The sequence below is a fragment of the Edaphobacter dinghuensis genome, from assembly GCF_014640335.1.
Taxonomy (GTDB): domain Bacteria; phylum Acidobacteriota; class Terriglobia; order Terriglobales; family Acidobacteriaceae; genus Edaphobacter; species Edaphobacter dinghuensis.
This window is the reverse complement of the sequence record NZ_BMGT01000001.1, coordinates 1204319-1223392: the sequence shown is the minus strand read 5'-3', so window position 1 is coordinate 1223392 and position 19074 is coordinate 1204319. Positions and strand designations below refer to the sequence as shown.

Below are 19074 nucleotides of genomic sequence, written 5' to 3'. Positions count from 1 at the left end.
AAGGTGGCAGACCGAATGACCCAGGCCGACCTTGTTACCGCCATCGGGAACACCCTCACCCAGATCGATAGCACCCTGATGAATCCGGATCTCATTAACCAGGCTGCAAAGTGGCAGCAGGTCTACGCGATGCGAAAGCATCTCGACGATCAGCAGCGCGTGCTGGTCGCCGCTACCATTCAGGCCGATGACGCCAGCTTCCAGGCGTTGACAGCGCAGATTCAACAGGCCATCAAGCAACTTCAGCAAGTCATCGATAATCTGAAGAAGATTGACAGCATCATCAATACCATCGCGCAGATCTCCGCCGATCTTGATGAAATTCTGAAAGCCGTAAGCTAAACCGCTGGACTCAGCTATCCTCAGGCAGTATCTTTTTTTCGAGCCGCAAATTCCATCTGCTACAGGAGAGAATCAATGGCACGTTCGAAATTTCTAACAATTGCAGCCGCCGCTTTGCTCAGTTTCACTTTCTCCGCTGCTCCGACATTCGCTCAGAGCGCCCAATCCACCTGGTCGCAAGACGACACCGTTCGCATTATCAAGGACGTCCAGAAACAGATCGGCAGCCTTACTAACTATGCAGTCTTCGACTGGATCACCTTCGGTATCCACGGCAAGACACTTGTTCTTAACGGCTATGCCTCTCGCCCCACCCTCAAGGACGACGCTGGCCGCGCGGTCAAAGGTATTCCCGGCATCGCTTCGGTCGAGAACAATATCGAAGTCTTACCGAACTCACCGAACGACGACCGCGTCCGTGCCGCCGTCTATAACCGCATCTACACCGCACCCAGCCTTCGCCGTTACAACGCCAATCAAGGAAGACTCGGCCGTGGGCTCAGCGTGGCACGCATGGCTGGCGGCATCACCGTCGATCCGCCTCTGGGCTATCACGCCATTCACATCATCGTGAAGAATGGTAACGTCATCCTCTACGGCGTTGTTTCGAACGCGAGCGATGCGGCCATCGCAGGGATGCAGGCCAACTCTGCCCCCGGTGCCTTCGGCATTACCAACAACATCGTCGTTGAAGGCGCACCAGCTAAAAACAAGTAGTCTCTGAACGGAGTGGCGGTCGACTTCCGTCACTCCGTTGTAAATCATAGAGGCTTTTAGAGCAGTGTCGTCAGTACAGATGGGTGTAAGCCATAGCTCAGAACCTGCTACAGGTTGAACAATTCTCGCAACCTTTTCGTTTGTGCTCGGCTGACTGGAATCTCTGTCTTCTTTGGATCGTCCATGCGAAGCTGGTAGCTTGATTTGAACCACGGCACCACCTCGCGGATATGCTGAATGTTCACCACAAAGGAGCGGTGCGCCCGCCAGAATGTCTCTGGATCGAGCTGATCCATCAGTTCTTCCAACGTCCGGCAGTTCGAGTGCCCCTCCACCGTGGGCGTCACCACCGTAATCGTGCCCTCTTCGATGGAGGCAAAACATATCTCTCGCTGATTGACGAGAAGCAGCCGACTCTGTGCGCGCACAATGACCTTGCCCGAATGCGCCTTCCCCCCCTGTGACTGCTCTTCCATCAGCCGCAACAGCGCATCCAGCTTGGCCTCGCTGGCCGACTCTGCCGGTGTGGTCAGACGCGCCGCCGCCTTCTCGATCGTCTGCATTACCCGCTTCTGGTCAAAGGGCTTCAGCAGATAGTCCACCGCATTGACCTCAAAAGCGCGCACAGCATACTGATTGAATGCCGTCGCGAAGACGACCTGCGGCATCGGCACCTTGCGGTCCAGCAGCTTTTTCAGCACGGCGAAGCCATCCAGACCGGGCATCTGCACATCGAGGAATACGACATCGGGTTTGTGTGTCTGGATCAGGTCCACGGCTTCGATCCCGTTGGTTCCGTGGGCCAGCACCTCGACGCCGCCACCCCGCTCCAGCAGATACTGAAGCTCCTGTCGCGCCAGCGGTTCGTCATCGATGATGAGCGCGGTCAATGGCATACAACAATATTAGTCGCTCTGGACTCGCCAGCCGCTATCGGTCAGCGACAACCTGCAATTATGATTGATCGCTATAGATGCGCAACCGCGCAGGCGTCTGATCTTCGGCAAGATCATGTCCGCACTGGGTGCAGTAAACATCGGTAATCTGCACACCGCGAAAGCAGCGCCCGCACACTGGAGCCACCTGAAACTGGCACTGCGGACAGAAGTGAATGCTTGAGGCAATCTCTGTATTGCAATGCGGGCAACGCGAAAGAATCGGCTGCCGCAGCAGGAAGTAGACTACTGCGCCAATTCCACCGGGCATGACGATCACCACCAGCATCCACAGCCCCGCCGACATATTGCGCCGCTTCACATCACGGCTGACATAGCCAATCAGCAGAACGTAGGTGGCAAATGCAGTTCCCCACGAGTAGCCCATGATGATGCGCATGGGCAACATCTCGTGCCGATGATGTGGCATCACGACCTGAAAGAGATACTGAACTGCTCCGAAGACAACGATGGCCAGAATGACAGACCATGCCGGAATAAGGCTAAGCTGGTCTTCATCCGTCGCTGCAGCCCCCTGCGTTCTATCCGATTTGTGGTTCCAAGGCATTGTCATCGCATCGTCTCGCTGCCGGAGCGTTTACGCATCCGCCGAAACCATACCGTAACCAATAGCGCCATTGAAAGAGGAAAGAACCACAGAGCCAGCACAAGGAATTGATCGCTCGAATCGGGAACGCCGATCGGGATCAGCTCATAGCCGTCAAGCACCGTCCACACCGCGGAGCAGATCAGGAGCAGGAACACAGAGCTAACCGCCAGCGGAATCCAGAGACTGCGAATCCGGCTGCGACGCGCCTCCAGCATCCTGGCCCGCTCTCGCACTACCCGGTGCGTCCGATTGACCATCGATGCCTTCGCCGCCACATTGATCTTTGGCAGTCCGGAGCCGCCGCCCGCTCGGCCTGTCTCCATCAATAAAGAGTGCTCATCGAGAATGCTCTTCATAGAACCGCCTCCCCCACGGGACGGGATGCGCGCAACTGTTCCATCTCCGGCTTCAAAGCCGCGAGCCCGCGATAGAGCCTGGATTTTACCGTGGACAAAGGCGCGCGGGTAACACCGGCGATCTCTTCAAGCGAGAGTTCCTCGTAGAAGCGCAGCACCAATACCTCGCGGTAGTTCGGCTCAAGCTTCAGCAGCACCTCACTTACCTCGGCGCAGTTCTCTCGTTCCTCAAGCTGCTCCAACGGCGAAGGGCCGGACATGGCAACCTCAAACGGGCGATCATCTTCTTTGCTGTCGCTCATCTCGTCGAGGCTCGCCATGGTGCGCTTCCGCGAGAGGTCAATCACCAAGTTGCGTGCGATCGTAAACAGCCAGGTATCGAAGCGGGCCTTGCCGTTATATTGCGTGCCCCGCAAAAGAACGCGCATCCAGGTTTCCTGAAACAAATCTTCGGCGACCTCGCGTTTGCCGGTGAGAAACAGCAAGTAGCGCATCAGACGATGTTGATAGAGTTCAATCAACTGGTCGAGCAGCTCGGGGTCCTGACGTTTTAAACCCTGTGCAATGGCCACATTCTCGCTCTGGGTCAAGACGGCCGCTACGTTCGTCAGCGAGATTGTTCCATCATGCACACTCTCTCTGACGCGAGTGCGTTTAAAAAAGACTCGGTTGGAGTTGCTTTTATCCATACAAAAACAACGAATCCCTATCCGGGGAGCGCCTACCGTAACGCTTCCGACTGAATTCATTCTAAATTGCCTATCGCAGCAACCGGGTCGCGTCTTTCAGGTCACCTCGGGATCTTCTCCAACCGCTTCCACTCTTTATAAGACCGAGTTCCGACACTCAACGCAACTTCAACAGAATCAGTAAGATATGCGAGCCAGCGCACCAAGCACGAAAATTGGGTCTTTTAGATGCCCGTTCGAGTAGAGAAACCTTTCGTACATTGGGCATCTCTGGACACCTGCGTTTCGAAATATCGCCACCAGCCTGCGATACTTGAACTTATGGAAGTTCTGTACGGTCTTCATCCAGTCGAGGAGGCCATCCGTTCCGGTTCGCGCCAGCTTGACCACGTAAGCGTCGCCCGCGAGCGCCGCGACGAACGCCTCGAGCGCCTTATCCAGCTCTGCCGCACTGCGGGCATCCGCGTCGCGCTCGAACCGCGGGAGCAGCTCACCCGCCTCGCCCGTACCGATGCGCACCAGGGCGTGCTGGCTGTCGTCAGAGAGCGTCAGTTTCTCGGCGTCGAAGACCTTCTGACGCCCAAAGAAGAAGGGCAGCATCGCTTTTTTCTCGCGCTCGACGGCGTTGAAGACCCCCACAATCTCGGCGCCTTGCTTCGTACCGCCGACGGTGCCGGAGTTGACGGGGTCATCCTGCCCGAGCGCCGCTCCGCACCGGTCACCGCCACGGTGGCAAAGACCTCTGCCGGAGCCTCCGAGCACGTCCGCATCGCCCGCGTCACCAACCTTGTCCGCGCGCTCGAACAGATGAAGCAAAAGCACGTCTGGGTCCTGGGCCTCGACGAGCGCGGCACGCCCGACTACACCGAGTTCGACTTCAAGACCAACTGTGTCCTTGTACTGGGACGCGAGGGCGCAGGACTACACGATCTGGTCAAAAAGACCTGCGACCATCTTCTGCGCATTCCAATGGCGGGCCAGGTCTCATCGTTGAATGTCTCGGTTGCAGGCGCAGTCGTGATGTACGAAGCCATGCGCCAGCGTCGCCCGCAGGCCGAGAAGCCGGCGAAGAAGCCAGAGAAAGCCCGCAAGGGACTAGGATCTTGAATTTGAAGCTGATATCCATCTTTCCGCAAAACCGTTTCCAGAATCGCCTTTGCCTGCTCACGCTCTCGGTCTCCCTGTGCTCCATCGTTGTGACTCAGTCCGCAACCGGGCAGCAAGACAAGGTCCTCTTCAGCAGCGACCATCCTCCTACACAGTCCGAGACGAAGAGCGCGAAGTCCATCGATACTATCAGCGACGCGGAGCGCAGCTCGCTCAACTTTGTCGACTACGACCTGGACGTGCACTTGATTCCGGCCAAGTCGCAGCTCTCGGTACGAGCAAAGCTCGTCGTACGAAACGTGGGAACCGAGCCACTCACCGATCTGGCCTTTCAACTGTCCTCATCGCTCACGTGGGAGAGCTTCGCGATGCGCAACGGCGATCGCATCGTTCCGCTGGTCTTCGCGCAGCACCTCGTCGACACAGACACCGATCACACGGGGCAGGCAAAAGAAGCGATCGTAACCCTACCGCAGCCTCTGGCCCCCGGAGCAACGATTGAGCTGACAACGTTCTACTCCGGTGAGATACAACAGTCGGCCAAGCGCCTGGAACGTATTGGCGCGCCGGTCGATCAGGCTGCAGCGGCAGATTGGGACAAGATCGCCCCGGACAGCACGGCGCTGCGTGGCTTCGGCAACGTATTGTGGTATCCCACAGCATCCGCGCCCGCGTTGCTGGGCGATGGAGCCAAGCTCTTCCAACTCGTCGGCAAGACCCGGCTACAGCAGGCCGATGCCACGATCCATCTGCGGCTCGCCGTCGAATACACCAGCAATCCACCCGATGCAGCCTTCTTCTGCGGCCAGCGCCAACCGCTGGTTGCTGTCAACGAGAACGTCGATGCGGCATCGGCAGCCAATGCGCCGGGAGTGGCGACAGCAGACTTCCCTCGTCACCCTCTGGGTTTCCGCTCTCCCAGCCTCTTTCTCACAGCAGGAGCCGCCACCACGACGGACAACAACGAGATCGCAGCCGTCACAGACCACTATGACACGGTACCCAGCTACGCGGCAGCCGCCATCAAAGTGCAACCGCTCCTGAAGGAGTGGCTTGGCCCGGCTCCTCTGACCACGCTCAATATCATTGACCACAGCGGCCAGCCGTTTGAGGACGACTCTCTTCTCGTTGCGCCGATGCGTGCCATCGATTCGGATGCATTGGCCCCATCGCTAATTCACTCCCTTACACACGCATGGTTCCGCTCCTCTCACGTGTGGCTCGACGAAGGAGTGCCGCAGTTCATGTCGCTGTTGTGGCTGGAACATACGCAAGGCCGCGACATTGCCTTGCAACAACTACAACAGCAGATCAATACACTTGCCCTGGTCGAGCCCGCATCGACTGAAGCAGTAGACCAGCCACAAGGCGGCCAAAGCCTGATTCAGGCAAGTGACGAGATTTACTACCGGACCAAGGCAGCAGCAGTGTTGTGGATGCTGCGTTCAATTGTCGGAAACGATGTGCTCAAGCAGGCGCTTCAGGGCTATCGTCAAATCGGCAGCCAGGACGACGATCCAAAGGAGTTTCAGCGAGTGCTGGAGCGGGCGTCGCACAAAGATCTCAATTGGTTCTTCAACGACTGGGTTTATCAAGACCGCGGCCTGCCTGACCTGACCATCGCCAGTGTGACACCGCGCCAGTTGCCGGCACAGGGGCTGAAGGCCGCAAGCTGGCTGGTCGCCATCGAGGTGCGCAACAACGGCGACGCTGCCGCCGAGGTTCCCGTCACGGTCCGTTCAGGCGCGCTGACGACGACTGAACGGCTTCGCATCATGGGTCGATCGAGCGCTTCGACGCGCATCGTCTTCGAAGGCACTCCCGATGAGGTCATCGTGAATGATGGCAGCGTACCGGAGATTGGGGCAAGCACGCATACCAAGCAGATCGTAATGCATTAAGCTTAGCGATGTGTTGCGTGGCGCGAGTGGTGCGCAGCCGGATGCGCCAAACCCGATGTCCAGACCTGCACGCCCGACCATGGGCGAACCGCAGTTAGATCGACAAACGTGGGCGTTGCCGCGTGGCTGGGCGGCAAAACAGCCGTCAAGCCATCTCCCAGCTCAGGCAGCGCTGTCCCCAGAGCAAGCAGGCGAGAGGGGGATGCCATGCCTGTAAGGTGCAGCGTGTAGCCGGTCGCGTCGAAGTGACCTTCCAACGTTGCAGGCTCTTTGCCTCCAAGCGCCATCAAGGTGGGAGCCAGTACAAAGCTGCTACCGGTTGTTGCAGCCGGAGCAACGTGATGCGCACGTGAATGCATTTTGACTTCAGGCTCCTGAACCGAGCGAAGTGCGATATTACCGGAGACTAGCGAAGGGGCATCGGCATGTGCACTCATCAGTTTGGCTCCCGTAACAAAGATCGCGCCCTGCCATGCGGGAGCACCGGGCAATGCTTCGGGGTGATGAGAGATGCTTCCCGTCAGCGTTCCACCCATCGAGACGTCTTCAGGAAGACGCTCATTGACGACATGCAGCCAGTCCAGGAACGTATCCGCCGGAATGCCGGGGATGGAGATATCGACGGTCGCAGAGTTGAGGTTATGGACGTCCGGCAGCGATCCAGAGAGCATTAGCACCTGAGTGCCGGATGAGTTGGATGGAGGCCAGCTGCAGCGAACCTTGTCGTAGGAGTGGAATAAATTGGTGGCCGTGCCCAGGCACTCCAGCTCGATATTCAGGGGCTGCTTTGGAATAAAGTCGGCCCGTCGCGCATCGTTGGCACTGAACCGGGTCTCGACCGAGCTATGCCCGACAGTTCCCTGAATGTTCGCTACGAGCGTCATACTTCCGCGCCAACCGGCGTCACGGCCAAAGAGAACGCGGCTTGCTCCACCGAGCGGCGCATCGCGCCACTCCCCTTGAAGGCGAATCGGAACCTGGCTCAGAGAGGCGGCGCGCCCCAGAGTGCCCTCCATCTGAATTGTGCCCGCACCTGAGACGACAGTATCGGTTCGAGCGGGATCGGCCTTCAGGCGAAGGTGCCATTGTTCAGGGCTCGGCAGCCAGAGTGCGAACTCGGCATCGGTAAACGAAAGCGGAATCTTCTCCTGCCCAAGCTTGATATTCAACCGTGCGCCGGTTGCCTCAATGTATGGAAAGCGTGGAGTTGGCCCGGCCTTCTTCTGCGCGGTCGGGGCGGCTTCAATGTGCGATGCCTGCAGAAGAATGCTCTCAAGGTTCCACTTACCGTTTGGCAGGTGCACCAGATTGACGCTGGGGTCGGTAAAACTGATCGTCGAGAACTCGACGCGTCTGGTCCACAACGAGCTGATGCGCAGGGTCACGCGCACGGAGTTGGCACGGATAATCGGCTCGGAGCCAAAGGCCGGATCTTCATTGACGACCAAATTGTCCAGGGTAAATCCCGGTAGCGGCAGCAGGTTTAGTGTGACTTGATCCAGGTGAACAGGACGACCGAGGCTCTGACTGATACTGGTGGCAATTCGCCGCTGGAGGCGGTTAACGGTGATCAGCGGAGGAACGATCGCCAGCAACAACAGGGCCACAAGGGCCAGCCAAAGAAAGAGAAAGCGACGGAAGATACCGCCGGAGCGGGGTGACTCCGTGTCACTTTGCGCGTGAGTTGAATCCGTTTCCTGCATGAATAATTGTTCCGCGTGGAACACTCACACGCGGTTTCAGCCTTTATCGAGTGATGTGGAATGTGCGGTGCCAGCGCGTCTCGTCGAAGAAGTGAACGAGAATATGGCCCATGAAGCTGAGGCGATCACCAAGGCCTGTTTTGTTGATCTGATCGGCAGGGGTTTCAAACGACCAGTAGACGAACAAGGGACGGCCTACGATGTTCTGCCGAGGAACGAAGCCCCAATAGCGCCCGTCGAGGCTTTCGGTGCGGTTGTCGCCCATGGCGAACACCATGCCAGGCGGAACAACAAGGTCACCGTTTTGAACGTGATTGGGAAGATCGAGTGCCCAGCTTGCGGTGATGCCGCCCGGACCTATTTCCATCGGGTTCGGAGGAACGGAAGGAAAATCGTCGCGGTAGGCGTTGAAGGCGTGTTCAGGGTCGCCGTCATCGGCAGGCTTGCCCGCCTGCGGCTCATTCTGAGCGACGCCGTTGAGATAGACAATCCCATTGTGAAGATGAATGCGATCTCCAGGGATACCGATGGCCCGTTTTACCAGAAAGAGATCGGGAGTCTCGGGGTTGGGCTTATAAAAGACGATGATGTCGCCGCGGCGAATATCGCGGTAGTGAACAAAAGGAGCCCATTTCGTGGGTGGTGCAAAGGAGGTCCGGTCTACCAGAACGTGATCGCCGATCAACAGCGTCTTTTCCATCGAGGCAGAGGGGATCTCGAAGTTCTGGAAGACAAACGTCATGACGAAGAGACCAATTGCAAGCACAACGCAGATGGAAGCCAATGATTCCAGAGGAGTTTCGGTCTGATCTTCCTGCTTGGCGATCGTCTCTTCGGGTTGGGATGCGGTTGTGCTCATTCAGTGCTTGTCTCCACGGATACAACAGTCAGTGTATCGCCGATTTGCGATCTTGACGCGGTGGAATGTGAGCTGATGCTGGTGGCGATACGGCACTGCAGGTGGTTAACTGTGATCAGCGGCGGAACAATTGCCAGCAGAAGGAGCGCCACCAAGACCTGCCATAGCAGTAAAATAGCGCGGAAGATGCCTCCGGAGCAGATGACTCCTCGTCGCTCTGCATGTGAGTTAGATCAGCTTTCTGCATGGATCGTGGTTCCGCGTACGACACCCGAATGCGGCTTCAGCCTTTATCGAATGATGTGAAATGTGCGACGCCAGCGAGTCTCATCGAAGAAGTGCACAAGAATGTGGCCTATGAAGCTGAGGCGGTCCCCAAGGCTGGTCTTAGACATCTGGTCGGCCGAGGTTTCGAACGACCAGTAGACGAACAGGGGGCGGCCGACGATATTCTGCCGGGGAACGAAACCCCAATAGCGCCCGTCTTCGCTTTCGGTGCGGTTGTCGCCCATTGCGAAGACCATGCCCGGCGGAACTACAAGGTCTCCATTTTGAATGTGGTTAGGAAGATCGAGCGCCCAGCTTGCCGTGATGCCAAGCGGCTGTATCTCATAGGGCGGAGGCGGAACGGACGGAAAGTCGTCCCGATAGGCGTCAAAAGCGTGCTGCGGATTACCATCTTCGACCGGCTTGCCTGCCTGCGGCTCGTTCTGCGCGACGCCGTTGAGATAGACGATTCCGTTAACGAGATGAATGCGGTCGCCCGGAATGCCAATGGCCCGCTTCACCAGGAAGAGATCGGGGGTTTCAGGATTTGGCTTGTAAAAGACAATGACGTCGCCGCGGTGGATATCGCGGTAGTGAACGAAAGGAGCCCATTTCGTGGGCGGCGCAAAAGAGGTCCGGTCTACCAGAACATGGTCGCCGATGAGCAGGGTCTTCTCCATCGAACCGGAGGGTATCTTATAGTTCTGGAAGATGAATGTCATGACGAACAAGCCGATCGCAAGAACGGTGCAGATGGATGCCAATGATTCCAAAGGAGTTTCGGTTTGATCTGCTTGCTTCACCGTCGTCTCCTCGGGCTCGGATGCCGCTGTGCTCATTGAGCGTTTGCCTCCATTATGCAAGTGCAGTGTATCGCTGGTTTACTGTCTTGACGTGGGCGGAATGTGGTCGATCTACTCCTGCACCACCGCTTTAACCAGATTGCGGGGATTGTCCACATCGATGCCGCGACCGATAGCCATAAAGTAGGCAAGCAATTGAAGAGGAACGACTTCGTAGAGGGGAGCGATGTATTCCGCACAACGGGGAATGGCGACGGTGTGAGTGCTGAGCTCGGCGATACGGGTGTCTCCCTCGTTAACGATCGAAAGCACGACCGCTCCCTGCTTGCGCATGTCGCGAAGAAGATTGACCGTCTTCTCGTAGCGTAGAAGCGAGTCGGGAGCATGAGGATCGCTGGTGGCAAGGACGACAAGAGGAGTGTTGGAGTCGAGGAGAGCGTTGGGGCCGTGCTTCAGTTCACCGGTCGGGTAGCCTTCGGCCTGAATGTAGGAGGACTCCTTGAGCTTCAGGGCTCCTTCGCGGGCAATGGGGTAGTGAACGCCACGGCCAAGGAAGAGGAAGGACTCGGCCGACTGAATCTTTGGAGAGAGTTCGGCGATCTGCGACTCCCACTGGGAGAGGATGGCCTGCATGGCGGCGGGGACAGCCTGTATCTCTTCGAGGTGAGATTCGACGACAGCGCGAGTCATGCGGCCACGAATGCGGGCAGCGAAAAGGGAGAGCAGCGAGAGCACCGTGAGCTGCGTGGTGAAGCTCTTGGTGGCGGGAACCGCGCGTTCGATGCCGGCCATGGTGGGCAGAGAGCAGCTAGCCAGCTTGGCCATGGTGGATTCAGGCTTGTTGGTGATGGCGATGGTGGAGGTGCCGCGAGCGATGGCCTCGCGCAGAGCCTCGGAGGTGTCGGCGGTTTCGCCGGACTGCGAGATGGCGAGGAAGCAAGGATTTTTTAGGGTATGGGTGGAGCGATAGATGTATTCGCTGGCATACTCGACGTCGACGGCGATTCCGGCAAGGTCTTCGAAGAGGATCTCGCCGACAAGACCGGCGTGGCGGCTGGAGCCGCTGGCAGAGATGAGCAGGCTCTCCTTGCCGACGAGGGCCTGAAGCGCGGTGCGGAAGGTGTCCTCGCGAAGACAGTTGGCCTCGGTGTATGCGGCGAGGGTCTCGGCGATAGCGTTAGGCTGTTCAAAGATCTCGCGGAGCATCGCATGCGGAAAGGTTTTGTTCTGCGAAAGCATGGCTGGTTGCACCCCTTCTGTATCTTCTAGTTATAAATGAGTGCGATGAAGCGAGTGGTCGGGCCAAAACCGTTGGAACTTGAGCGCGGGCTGTCTACCAGCTCGGCGCTGGGGCTGAACATCATCGACATGGTAGGCGTAGGACCGTTTATTACCCTGCCGCTGATTGTCGGCGTGATGGGTGGGCCACAGGCGATGCTGGGATGGGTGCTGGGCGCTCTGCTGTCGTTGTGCGATGGGCTGGTATGGAGTGAGTTAGGAACGGCTTATCCCGAAGCCGGGGGATCGTACGCGTATCTGAAGCATCTTTATGGCGAGCATGGGCTGGGGCGAGGATTCTCGTTTCTCTATGCGTGGCAGTTGCTGTTCAGCGCTCCACTCTCCATCGCTTCGGGCTGCATCGGGTTTTCGCAGTATGCCTCGTTCTTTGTCCACAACGCTGGGCACGCATTCTTTTCGGCGCGGTGGCTGGGGGTTCCGATTGTGCTGAGCGGGCAGACGCTGATTGCCATGACAGCATGTTTAATTGCGGTGGTAGTGCTGTATCGCAGCATTGTGAAGATCGACCGCGTTGTGCGCTGGCTGGGAGTTGTGGTCGTGCTGACGCTGCTGCTGATTATCGTCGCCGGATTTCTGCACTTCGATGCACGCCGAGCGTTTGATTTTCCTGCCAGTGCCTTTCATCTGAACAGAGCTTTCTTTGTGGGCCTGGGTGCGGGAATGCTGATCTCGGCCTATGACTACTGGGGCTATTACAACGTTTGCTTTGTGGCGGGAGAAGTGCGCGATCCGCAGCGGACGATTCCTCGGGCCGTGCTGGGAGCGATTGGGATTGTCGGTGCGCTTTATCTGCTAATGAATGTGAGTGTGCTGGGTGTGCTGCCGTGGCGTGAGCTGGCCACCGATACTGATAGTCACGCGCGGATGTTTACGATGGCCGTGTTCATGGAGCATCTCTATGGACACACAGCCGCCGGAGTTGTCGTCGTGTTGATTGCCGTGGCGGCGCTGGCTTCGGTGCTTGCCCTGCTGCTGGGGTATTCGCGGATTCCTTTTGCGGCAGCGCGAGATGGAAACTTTCCGTCGTGGTTTGGAGCAATTCACGAGAAGCACAGGATTCCACAGCACTCGCTGCTGACGCTTGGTGCGATGACGATGGCCTGTTGCGTGTTTCGATTGCAGGAGGTGATTACAACGCTGGTTGTGATCCGCATCCTGTTTCAGTTTCTGCTGCAGGGGCTGGCAGTTTTACTGCCGCGGCATCGACGCGAACGGAAGCTGCGTGGGTTTCGGATGCCGCTTTATCCGCTACCAGTGTTGCTGGCGCTGGGCGGGTTTGTGTTCATTCTTTTTTCGCGTCCCAACTTTGCCAAAGAGATGCGGACAGCCGGTCTGATTTTGATTGTGGGCGCCTTGGTCTATGGAGTGCGCTACCTCACAAGCCGGGATGCTGCTTGATTTGATAGGTCGCGGCAGGAAAAGAAGCAGTTAGTTTTAACGATTTATCTCTGGATTTATTGCGTTCCCCTATCACAACCAGCTACATTGGCAGTGCAGATTTTTATCCTTTGAAAGCTGGTACGAAACGATGTCGCGAAAGATGCTGCCCGTGTATGCGGGCTTGATTGCAACGGTCTCGGTGATGATGGGAGGGGCTGCGGCGACAGCGCAGACGACGCCAGTCTACATGGACTCTTCGCAGCCGGTGTCCAGACGTGTGGATGACCTGATAAGCAAGATGACACTCGAAGAGAAGGTCTCACAGATGCAAAACCACGCTGCGGCGATTCCGCGGCTGCATGTGCCGGAGTATGACTGGTGGAGCGAAGGTCTGCACGGGATTGCGCGGTCGGGCTATGCGACTGTGTTTCCGCAGGCGATTGGGCTGGCGGCGACGTGGGACACGCCACTGATGCATGAAGTGGCCACCACCATCTCGACCGAGGCAAGAGCGAAGAATGCAGAGGCGCTGCGGCACGGTAACCATAGCATCTATTTCGGGCTCGACATCTGGTCGCCGAACATTAATATCTTTCGCGATCCGCGCTGGGGACGTGGACAGGAGACCTACGGCGAGGACCCATTTCTGACCTCGCGGATGGGAGTGGCGTTTGTTGAGGGATTGCAAGGAAACGATCCGCACTACTTCAAGACGATCGCCACGCCGAAACATTACGTTGTGCACTCGGGACCAGAGAGCACACGCCATGTAGCGAATATTGACGTCTCGCCGCATGATCTGGAGGACACCTACCTGCCAGCCTTTCGCGCGACGATAAAGGAGGCCCACGCCGGAAGCGTAATGTGCGCGTACAACGCAATTGATGGCGAACCGGCTTGCTCGAATACGTTTCTGCTGACAGACATTCTGCGGAAGACGTGGGGCTTCAAAGGCTACATCACGTCGGATTGCGGAGCGATTACGGACGTCGCTGAGGGACACAAGTTTGCGCCGGACATCGAGCATGCTTCGGCCGTGTCGGTTAAGGCGGGAACAGATACGAGCTGCGGAGATGAGTATGCCAGCCTGACCAAGGCGGTGAAGGATGGATTGATCCCAGAGGCCCAGATTGACCAGGCAGTGAAGCGGCTGTTTACTGCTCGGTTTGAGCTTGGGCTGTTCGATCCGGCATCGAAGGTAGCTTATGCGCGGATACCTTTTTCAGAAGATGACTCCGTGGCGCACCGCGAGCTGGCGCTGCATGTGGCCGAGAAATCGATGGTGCTGTTGAAGAACGATGGCATCCTGCCACTGAAGAAGGGCGTGAAGACGATTGCGGTCATCGGACCTAATGCGGCTGCGCTGTCATCGATCGAGGGGAACTATAACGCGATTCCATCGCATCCTGTGTTGCCGTTGGCAGGGATGGAGGCGAAGTTTGGCGAGTTGGCAAAGATCCTTTATGCGCAGGGATCGCCTTATGTCTCGGAGCTGCCGGTTCCGGTGCCACGGACGATCCTGCATCCGGCGAAGGGTAGCACGGCGTTTGGGCTGAAGGGGGAGTATTTTGACAATATCGAGTTCGCAGGCAAACCTGTAGTGACCAGAGTAGACCAGCAGGTGGACTTCGATTGGGACGTGGCTGCTCCGGTGCCCGGCGTACAGGCTTCGGCCTTTAGTGTGCGCTGGACCGGGACTATTATGCCACCGATGCTGGGCAAGTATGAGTTCAGCTTCCGCAGAGAAGCTAAGGACGTGCGCGTCTTCCTCGATGGCAAGCAGGTAACGGAAGAGCAGGCGCAGGGGAAGAAGCACTCGCGCAGGGCACAGCAGTTTGTGCTGGACCTGAGCGATGGACAGCCGCACAATCTGAGGATCGACTACACGCATCACACTCCGCTGTTCGATGCGGGAATCTCGTTCGACTGGAAGCCACCGGTGAAGGCTGAGCGCGCAGAAGCAGTAGAGGCGGCGAAGCAGGCCGATGTTGTGGTCGCGTTTGTGGGGCTCTCTCCGAACCTCGAAGGCGAGGAAATGCCGGTGCATGTCGACGGCTTCGATGGCGGCGACCGCACCGAAATCGAACTGCCTACCGTGCAACAGGAGATGCTGAAGGCCGTAGCTGCAACCGGCAAGCCGGTAATCGTCGTCTTGATGAACGGCAGCGCGCTGGCAGTGAAGTGGGCCAAAGAAAATGCAGCGGCAGTGCTGGAGGCATGGTATCCGGGCGAAGAGGGCGGAGCGGCGATCGCCAATACGCTGGCAGGCGACAACAACCCAGCGGGACGGCTACCGATTACGTTCTACACGGGCACGAAGGAGCTGCCACCGTTCGACAACTACTCAATGGCGAACCGGACGTATCGCTACTTTAGCGGAACAACGCTTTGGGGTTTTGGATATGGGCTCAGCTACTCGAAGTTCAAGTGGAGCGATGTGAAGCTGTCGACTGAAAAGCTGACGGCGGGAGAGCCGCTGACGCTGGATGCTGAGGTGGAGAATACTAGCGCGGCGAAGGGAGATGCGGTTTCGGAGATCTACCTGAAGACTCCAGCATCGGCTACGGCTCCAATTCATTCGCTGGTGGGGTTTGTGCGGACTCCGCTGGCTGCTCATGCAAGCCAGCATGTGCATGTGGTGATCGATCCTCGCAGCCTGAGCACCGTCACTGGGGATGGAAAGCGCAGCATCGAGGCTGGGGAGTACACACTCTTTGTGGGCGGCGCGCAGCCGGGAGCCGACGACAATGGTGTGACAAAGCAGTTTACGATCGTCGGATCGAAAGACCTGCCCCGCTAGAACACGTCGCAATACGGCCCCTGTCTCCCGTAAGTGCGATGGGAGACAGGGGCTTTTTATTGCTTCTTATGGAAGAAGACCAGCATCTACGATAGTTATTCTTCATTCATACGAGTTACGTTTAGAATCCTCTACGGGAACGTCGCGCGATTGCAGAAGTTGCGAAATTATCCGAAAGTTACCGGTAAAGAATTCCCTTTGCCGGGTTTAGGGAGCTGGTTCATGGAGAAGCAATATATCCTCGCGCTCGATCAGGGAACGACGAGTTCGCGGGCGATGGTGATCGATGGTGCGGGCAATGTGGTTTCCATCAGACAGCGCCCTTTCAAGCAGATCTTTCCTAAGCCGGGTTGGGTAGAACACTCGCCGACAGAGATATGGTCATCGCAGAGCGGAGTAGCAACTGAGGCGCTGGCGGCAGCTGACCTGACGGAGCGCGACATTGCAGCCATCGGCATTACAAACCAACGCGAGACGACAGTGCTGTGGGACCGCGAGACGGGCGAGCCCGTCCATAACGCAATCGTGTGGCAGGACAGGCGGACGGCGGAGTTCTGCGATGGACTGCGAAACCACGGGGATGCACCGATGATTCAGGCGAAGACCGGCCTGCTGCCCGATGCCTATTTCTCCGGAAGCAAGTTGAACTGGCTGTTGAACAACGTTCCCGGCGCGCGGGAGCGGGCAGCGGCGGGCAAGCTTGCATTTGGCACAGTCGATAGCTGGTTGATCTGGAAACTGACGCACGGTGAGAGGCACGTCACCGATGCAACGAACGCCTCGCGAACAATGCTCTTCAACATTCATACGCTCGAATGGGATGAAGAGCTGCTGAAGCTGCTGGATATTCCTCGGTCAGTACTGCCGGAGGTGGTTGCGTCGAGCGGACACTGCGGTACCACGAAGGGCATCCTGCATGGCATCTCCATCGCCGGGATTGCGGGAGACCAGCAGGCGGCGTTGTTTGGGCAGATGTGTACCGAGCCTGGGATGGCAAAGTGCACCTTCGGCACGGGCAGCTTCATGCTGATGAATACTGGAACCAAGTCCATGAGCTCGCAGAATAAATTACTAACGACGATTGCCTGGAAGATCGGCGATACGGTGGAGTATGCGCTCGAAGGAAGCATGTTGATGGCTGGCGCCGTAGTGCAGTGGTTGCGAGATGAACTCCAGATGATCCGCACTTCGGCGGAGATTGAAGCTCTGGCCGCTTCGGTTTCAAGCACAAACGGAGTGGTGCTGGTGCCAGCATTTGCGGGACTGGGCGCTCCGCACTGGGACCAGTATGCACGCGGCGCGCTGCTGGGAATGACGCGAGGAACCTCGCGGGCGCATATTGCACGGGCAGCGCTCGAGGGAATTGCATTGCAGGCCATGGATGTTCTGGAGGCGATGCAGACAGACTCCGGGTTGCCGCTGGCGCAGCTACGAGTAGACGGGGGAGCATCTGCGAATAACCTGCTGATGCAGATTCAGTCGGACGTCTTGGGGATCGACGTCGTTCGTCCCAAAAACGCCGAGGCGACCGTGCTGGGCGCAGCGTATCTCGCCGGGCTTGCTGTGGGATATTGGCCCAATAAAGAGACGATCGCTCGTCAGTGGCAGATGGATCACGTCTTCAAACCGCAGATCGATGATGCGGCGCGACACAAGGTAAAGGCCACATGGCACAGAGCACTGGATCGTGCCCGGGATTGGGCGGGGGAGACACAGGATTGAGCGAACGGTCTGAATTATTGCGGCGGCTGCAGGAGCAGGGTGAGCCGTGGGACGTACTCGTCGTTGGCGGGGGCGCCAGCGGATTGGGAGCGGCGGTCGAGGCTGCCTCGCGAGGCTATCGCACGGTGCTGGTGGAACGCTTCGACTTTGCCAAGGGAACTTCAAGCCGCAGCACCAAGCTGGTGCACGGTGGCGTGCGCTATCTGGAACAATTAAACATCACGCTGGTGATGGATGCCTTGCGGGAGCGCGGACACATGTTGCGCAATGCGCCGCACCTAGTCCACAACCTGCAATTTGTAGTGCCTGCATTCGATTACTTCTCGCTTCCCTACTATGGTTTTGGCCTGAAGGTTTATGAACGGATGTCAGGCAGACTTTCGCTCGGAGCCTCGAAGCTGCTCTCGCGGGAACGGACCGTGGAGATGCTGCCGGGGATCGCCGATACCGGCCTGCGCGGCGGCATTCTTTATCACGATGGTCAGTTCGACGATGCGCGGTATGCCATATCGCTATTGCGGACGCTTCAAGATCTGGGCGGAACCGCTGTCAACTATGTGGAAGCAACCGGTCTGTTGAAACGGAACGGGAAGATCGCCGGAGTACGGGTACGCGACTGCGAAGAGGACGTTTCGTTCGATCTACAGGCGAAGGTTATTGTGAATGCCAGTGGCGTCTTTACGGAAGAGATTCTTGCCATGGACGGCCAAGCTGCGGAGTCGCTGCTCTCCGTGAGCCAGGGAACACACTTTGTTTTGCCTCACTCCTTCCTGCCGGGCAGCACGGCATTGATGATCCCGAAAACAGCGGATGGACGGGTGTTGTTCGCTATCCCGTGGCACGAATCGACCATCGTGGGCACAACCGATGTACCGGTTGATGGAGCTTCCGTCGAGCCGCGCTCGATGGCTGAGGAGAGAGCGTTTCTGCTTGAACACATTGCCCGTTACTTTGGGCGCAAACCACGTGCGGAAGAGATTCAGAGCATGTGGTCGGGATTGCGGCCGCTGGTGCGCAAAGGCGGCGGCAAGACATCGAAGCTATCGCGCGACCATACAATTCTTGTCTCGAAGTCCGGACTGGTAACGGTTACGGGAGGAAAGTGGACCACCTATCGGCGCATGGGAGAGGACACCATCAACCATGCTGTCGAAGTTGCAGGACTTGCAAAGACGGCTTCACGAACTCTTGATCTTAAGCTACATGGATGGACAGACAATTCGGCCGGCATGGCGGAGGCAGAGCGAGTGTATGGAGCCGATCTACCTCTGCTGCAAAGCCTGTCGGATCACGATGCGGCATTAGGAGCGCTCTTGCATCCGCGACTGCCGTACCGGTTACGCGAGGTGGTTTGGGCAGTGCGCTACGAGATGGCTCGAACCGTTGAGGACGTGCTTGCGCGACGCACACGAGCGCTCTTTCTTGATGCGCGGGCCGCGATCGAAGCGGCTCCGGTGGTTGCGAACATGTTGGCTAAAGAACTAGGTCGAAGCGATGCATGGCGCGACAAGGACTTACAACAATTTGTGAATTTAGCGAACGGGTACATCTACCGGGAACAGTAAGTGACGGATTCCGCAGGCA

General features: G+C 57.7%; 16 protein-coding genes. 8 read left to right on the top strand and 8 right to left on the bottom strand.

What is annotated here, in order from left to right:
* Positions 1–3: 3 nt before the first annotated feature.
* Both IEW09_RS04760 and IEW09_RS04755 read left to right on the top strand, forming a co-directional pair.
* A complete protein-coding gene (locus IEW09_RS04760; RefSeq protein ID WP_188552961.1) occupies positions 4–342 on the top strand; it encodes a hypothetical protein in 339 nt (112 codons plus the stop codon).
* 75 nt (positions 343–417) lie between these two features.
* Positions 418–1059: a BON domain-containing protein gene (locus tag IEW09_RS04755; RefSeq protein ID WP_188552960.1), complete on the top strand. Its 642-nt coding sequence runs from the start codon at positions 418–420 to the stop codon at positions 1057–1059.
* Between the two features lie 107 nt (positions 1060–1166).
* Here the strand turns inward: IEW09_RS04755 and IEW09_RS04750 are convergent, their stop codons facing one another.
* The 4 genes from IEW09_RS04750 to IEW09_RS04735 are packed head-to-tail and all read right to left on the bottom strand — an operon-like array spanning position 1167 to position 3592.
* Positions 1167–1955 (bottom strand): LytR/AlgR family response regulator transcription factor, encoded by a 789-nt coding sequence (locus tag IEW09_RS04750; RefSeq protein WP_188552959.1) that lies wholly within the window; start codon positions 1953–1955, stop codon positions 1167–1169.
* Between the two features lie 58 nt (positions 1956–2013).
* Entirely contained in the window at positions 2014–2568 is a 555-nt protein-coding gene (locus IEW09_RS04745; RefSeq protein WP_188552958.1) for a zinc ribbon domain-containing protein, read from the bottom strand.
* Positions 2565–2960 carry a hypothetical protein gene (locus IEW09_RS04740; RefSeq protein ID WP_188552957.1) on the bottom strand — a complete coding sequence of 132 codons (396 nt, stop codon included), beginning with the start codon at positions 2958–2960 and terminating at the stop codon, positions 2565–2567. Before IEW09_RS04740 ends, IEW09_RS04745 begins: the two co-directional genes overlap by 4 nt.
* Positions 2957–3592 (bottom strand): RNA polymerase sigma factor, encoded by a 636-nt coding sequence (locus tag IEW09_RS04735; RefSeq protein WP_229739082.1) that lies wholly within the window; start codon positions 3590–3592, stop codon positions 2957–2959. The genes IEW09_RS04740 and IEW09_RS04735 overlap by 4 nt, the downstream gene beginning before the upstream one ends.
* Positions 3593–3970: 378 nt before the next feature.
* Between IEW09_RS04735 and rlmB the strand changes: the two genes are divergently transcribed.
* Both rlmB and IEW09_RS04725 read left to right on the top strand, forming a co-directional pair.
* A complete protein-coding gene (rlmB, locus tag IEW09_RS04730; protein ID WP_188552955.1) occupies positions 3971–4756 on the top strand; it encodes a 23S rRNA (guanosine(2251)-2'-O)-methyltransferase RlmB in 786 nt (261 codons plus the stop codon).
* Positions 4757–4758: 2 nt separating this feature from the next.
* The gene (locus IEW09_RS04725) at positions 4759–6657 is read left to right on the top strand and encodes a M1 family aminopeptidase (RefSeq protein ID WP_188552954.1); all 1899 of its coding nucleotides are present in this window, start codon (positions 4759–4761) and stop codon (positions 6655–6657) included.
* Between the two features lie 2 nt (positions 6658–6659).
* On the opposite strand, the gene IEW09_RS04720 is transcribed toward IEW09_RS04725, so the two are convergent.
* The 4 genes from IEW09_RS04720 to IEW09_RS04705 all read right to left on the bottom strand — a co-directional run bounded on the left by IEW09_RS04720 (position 6660) and on the right by IEW09_RS04705 (position 11528).
* Positions 6660–8360, bottom strand: coding sequence for an AsmA family protein (locus tag IEW09_RS04720; protein ID WP_188552953.1), 1701 nt, complete (start codon positions 8358–8360; stop codon positions 6660–6662).
* Between the two features lie 43 nt (positions 8361–8403).
* Entirely contained in the window at positions 8404–9219 is an 816-nt protein-coding gene (gene lepB / locus IEW09_RS04715) for a signal peptidase I (RefSeq protein ID WP_188552952.1), read from the bottom strand.
* Between the two features lie 290 nt (positions 9220–9509).
* Positions 9510–10325 (bottom strand): signal peptidase I, encoded by an 816-nt coding sequence (gene lepB, locus IEW09_RS04710; protein ID WP_188552951.1) that lies wholly within the window; start codon positions 10323–10325, stop codon positions 9510–9512.
* A gap of 75 nt (positions 10326–10400) precedes the next feature.
* The gene (locus IEW09_RS04705; RefSeq protein ID WP_188552950.1) at positions 10401–11528 is read right to left on the bottom strand and encodes an SIS domain-containing protein; all 1128 of its coding nucleotides are present in this window, start codon (positions 11526–11528) and stop codon (positions 10401–10403) included.
* Positions 11529–11573: 45 nt separating this feature from the next.
* Here IEW09_RS04705 and IEW09_RS04700 point away from each other — a divergent pair, with 45 nt between their 5' ends.
* The 4 genes from IEW09_RS04700 to IEW09_RS04685 all read left to right on the top strand — a co-directional run bounded on the left by IEW09_RS04700 (position 11574) and on the right by IEW09_RS04685 (position 19055).
* Positions 11574–12986 carry an APC family permease gene (locus tag IEW09_RS04700; RefSeq protein ID WP_188552949.1) on the top strand — a complete coding sequence of 471 codons (1413 nt, stop codon included), beginning with the start codon at positions 11574–11576 and terminating at the stop codon, positions 12984–12986.
* A gap of 130 nt (positions 12987–13116) precedes the next feature.
* Positions 13117–15768 carry a glycoside hydrolase family 3 protein gene (locus tag IEW09_RS04695; protein WP_188552948.1) on the top strand — a complete coding sequence of 884 codons (2652 nt, stop codon included), beginning with the start codon at positions 13117–13119 and terminating at the stop codon, positions 15766–15768.
* Positions 15769–15990: 222 nt separating this feature from the next.
* A complete protein-coding gene (gene glpK / locus IEW09_RS04690) occupies positions 15991–17490 on the top strand; it encodes a glycerol kinase GlpK (RefSeq protein ID WP_188552947.1) in 1500 nt (499 codons plus the stop codon).
* Positions 17487–19055 carry a glycerol-3-phosphate dehydrogenase/oxidase gene (locus IEW09_RS04685; protein WP_229739081.1) on the top strand — a complete coding sequence of 523 codons (1569 nt, stop codon included), beginning with the start codon at positions 17487–17489 and terminating at the stop codon, positions 19053–19055. Before glpK ends, IEW09_RS04685 begins: the two co-directional genes overlap by 4 nt.
* Positions 19056–19074: the final 19 nt, after the last annotated feature.

Excerpts from the sequence above, each read along its gene's own strand:
- IEW09_RS04755 (WP_188552960.1), top strand. The coding sequence starts at position 418 with ATGGCACGTTCGAAATTTCTAACAATTGCAGCCGCCGCTTTGCTCAGT.
- IEW09_RS04750 (WP_188552959.1), bottom strand. The coding sequence starts at position 1,955 with ATGCCATTGACCGCGCTCATCATCGATGACGAACCGCTGGCGCGACAG.
- IEW09_RS04745 (WP_188552958.1), bottom strand. The coding sequence starts at position 2,568 with ATGACAATGCCTTGGAACCACAAATCGGATAGAACGCAGGGGGCTGCA.
- IEW09_RS04740 (WP_188552957.1), bottom strand. The coding sequence starts at position 2,960 with ATGAAGAGCATTCTCGATGAGCACTCTTTATTGATGGAGACAGGCCGA.
- rlmB (WP_188552955.1), top strand. The coding sequence starts at position 3,971 with ATGGAAGTTCTGTACGGTCTTCATCCAGTCGAGGAGGCCATCCGTTCC.
- IEW09_RS04720 (WP_188552953.1), bottom strand. The coding sequence starts at position 8,360 with ATGCAGGAAACGGATTCAACTCACGCGCAAAGTGACACGGAGTCACCC.
- lepB (WP_188552952.1), bottom strand. The coding sequence starts at position 9,219 with ATGAGCACAACCGCATCCCAACCCGAAGAGACGATCGCCAAGCAGGAA.
- lepB (WP_188552951.1), bottom strand. The coding sequence starts at position 10,325 with ATGAGCACAGCGGCATCCGAGCCCGAGGAGACGACGGTGAAGCAAGCA.
- IEW09_RS04705 (WP_188552950.1), bottom strand. The coding sequence starts at position 11,528 with ATGCTTTCGCAGAACAAAACCTTTCCGCATGCGATGCTCCGCGAGATC.
- IEW09_RS04700 (WP_188552949.1), top strand. The coding sequence starts at position 11,574 with ATGAAGCGAGTGGTCGGGCCAAAACCGTTGGAACTTGAGCGCGGGCTG.
- IEW09_RS04695 (WP_188552948.1), top strand. The coding sequence starts at position 13,117 with ATGTCGCGAAAGATGCTGCCCGTGTATGCGGGCTTGATTGCAACGGTC.
- glpK (WP_188552947.1), top strand. The coding sequence starts at position 15,991 with ATGGAGAAGCAATATATCCTCGCGCTCGATCAGGGAACGACGAGTTCG.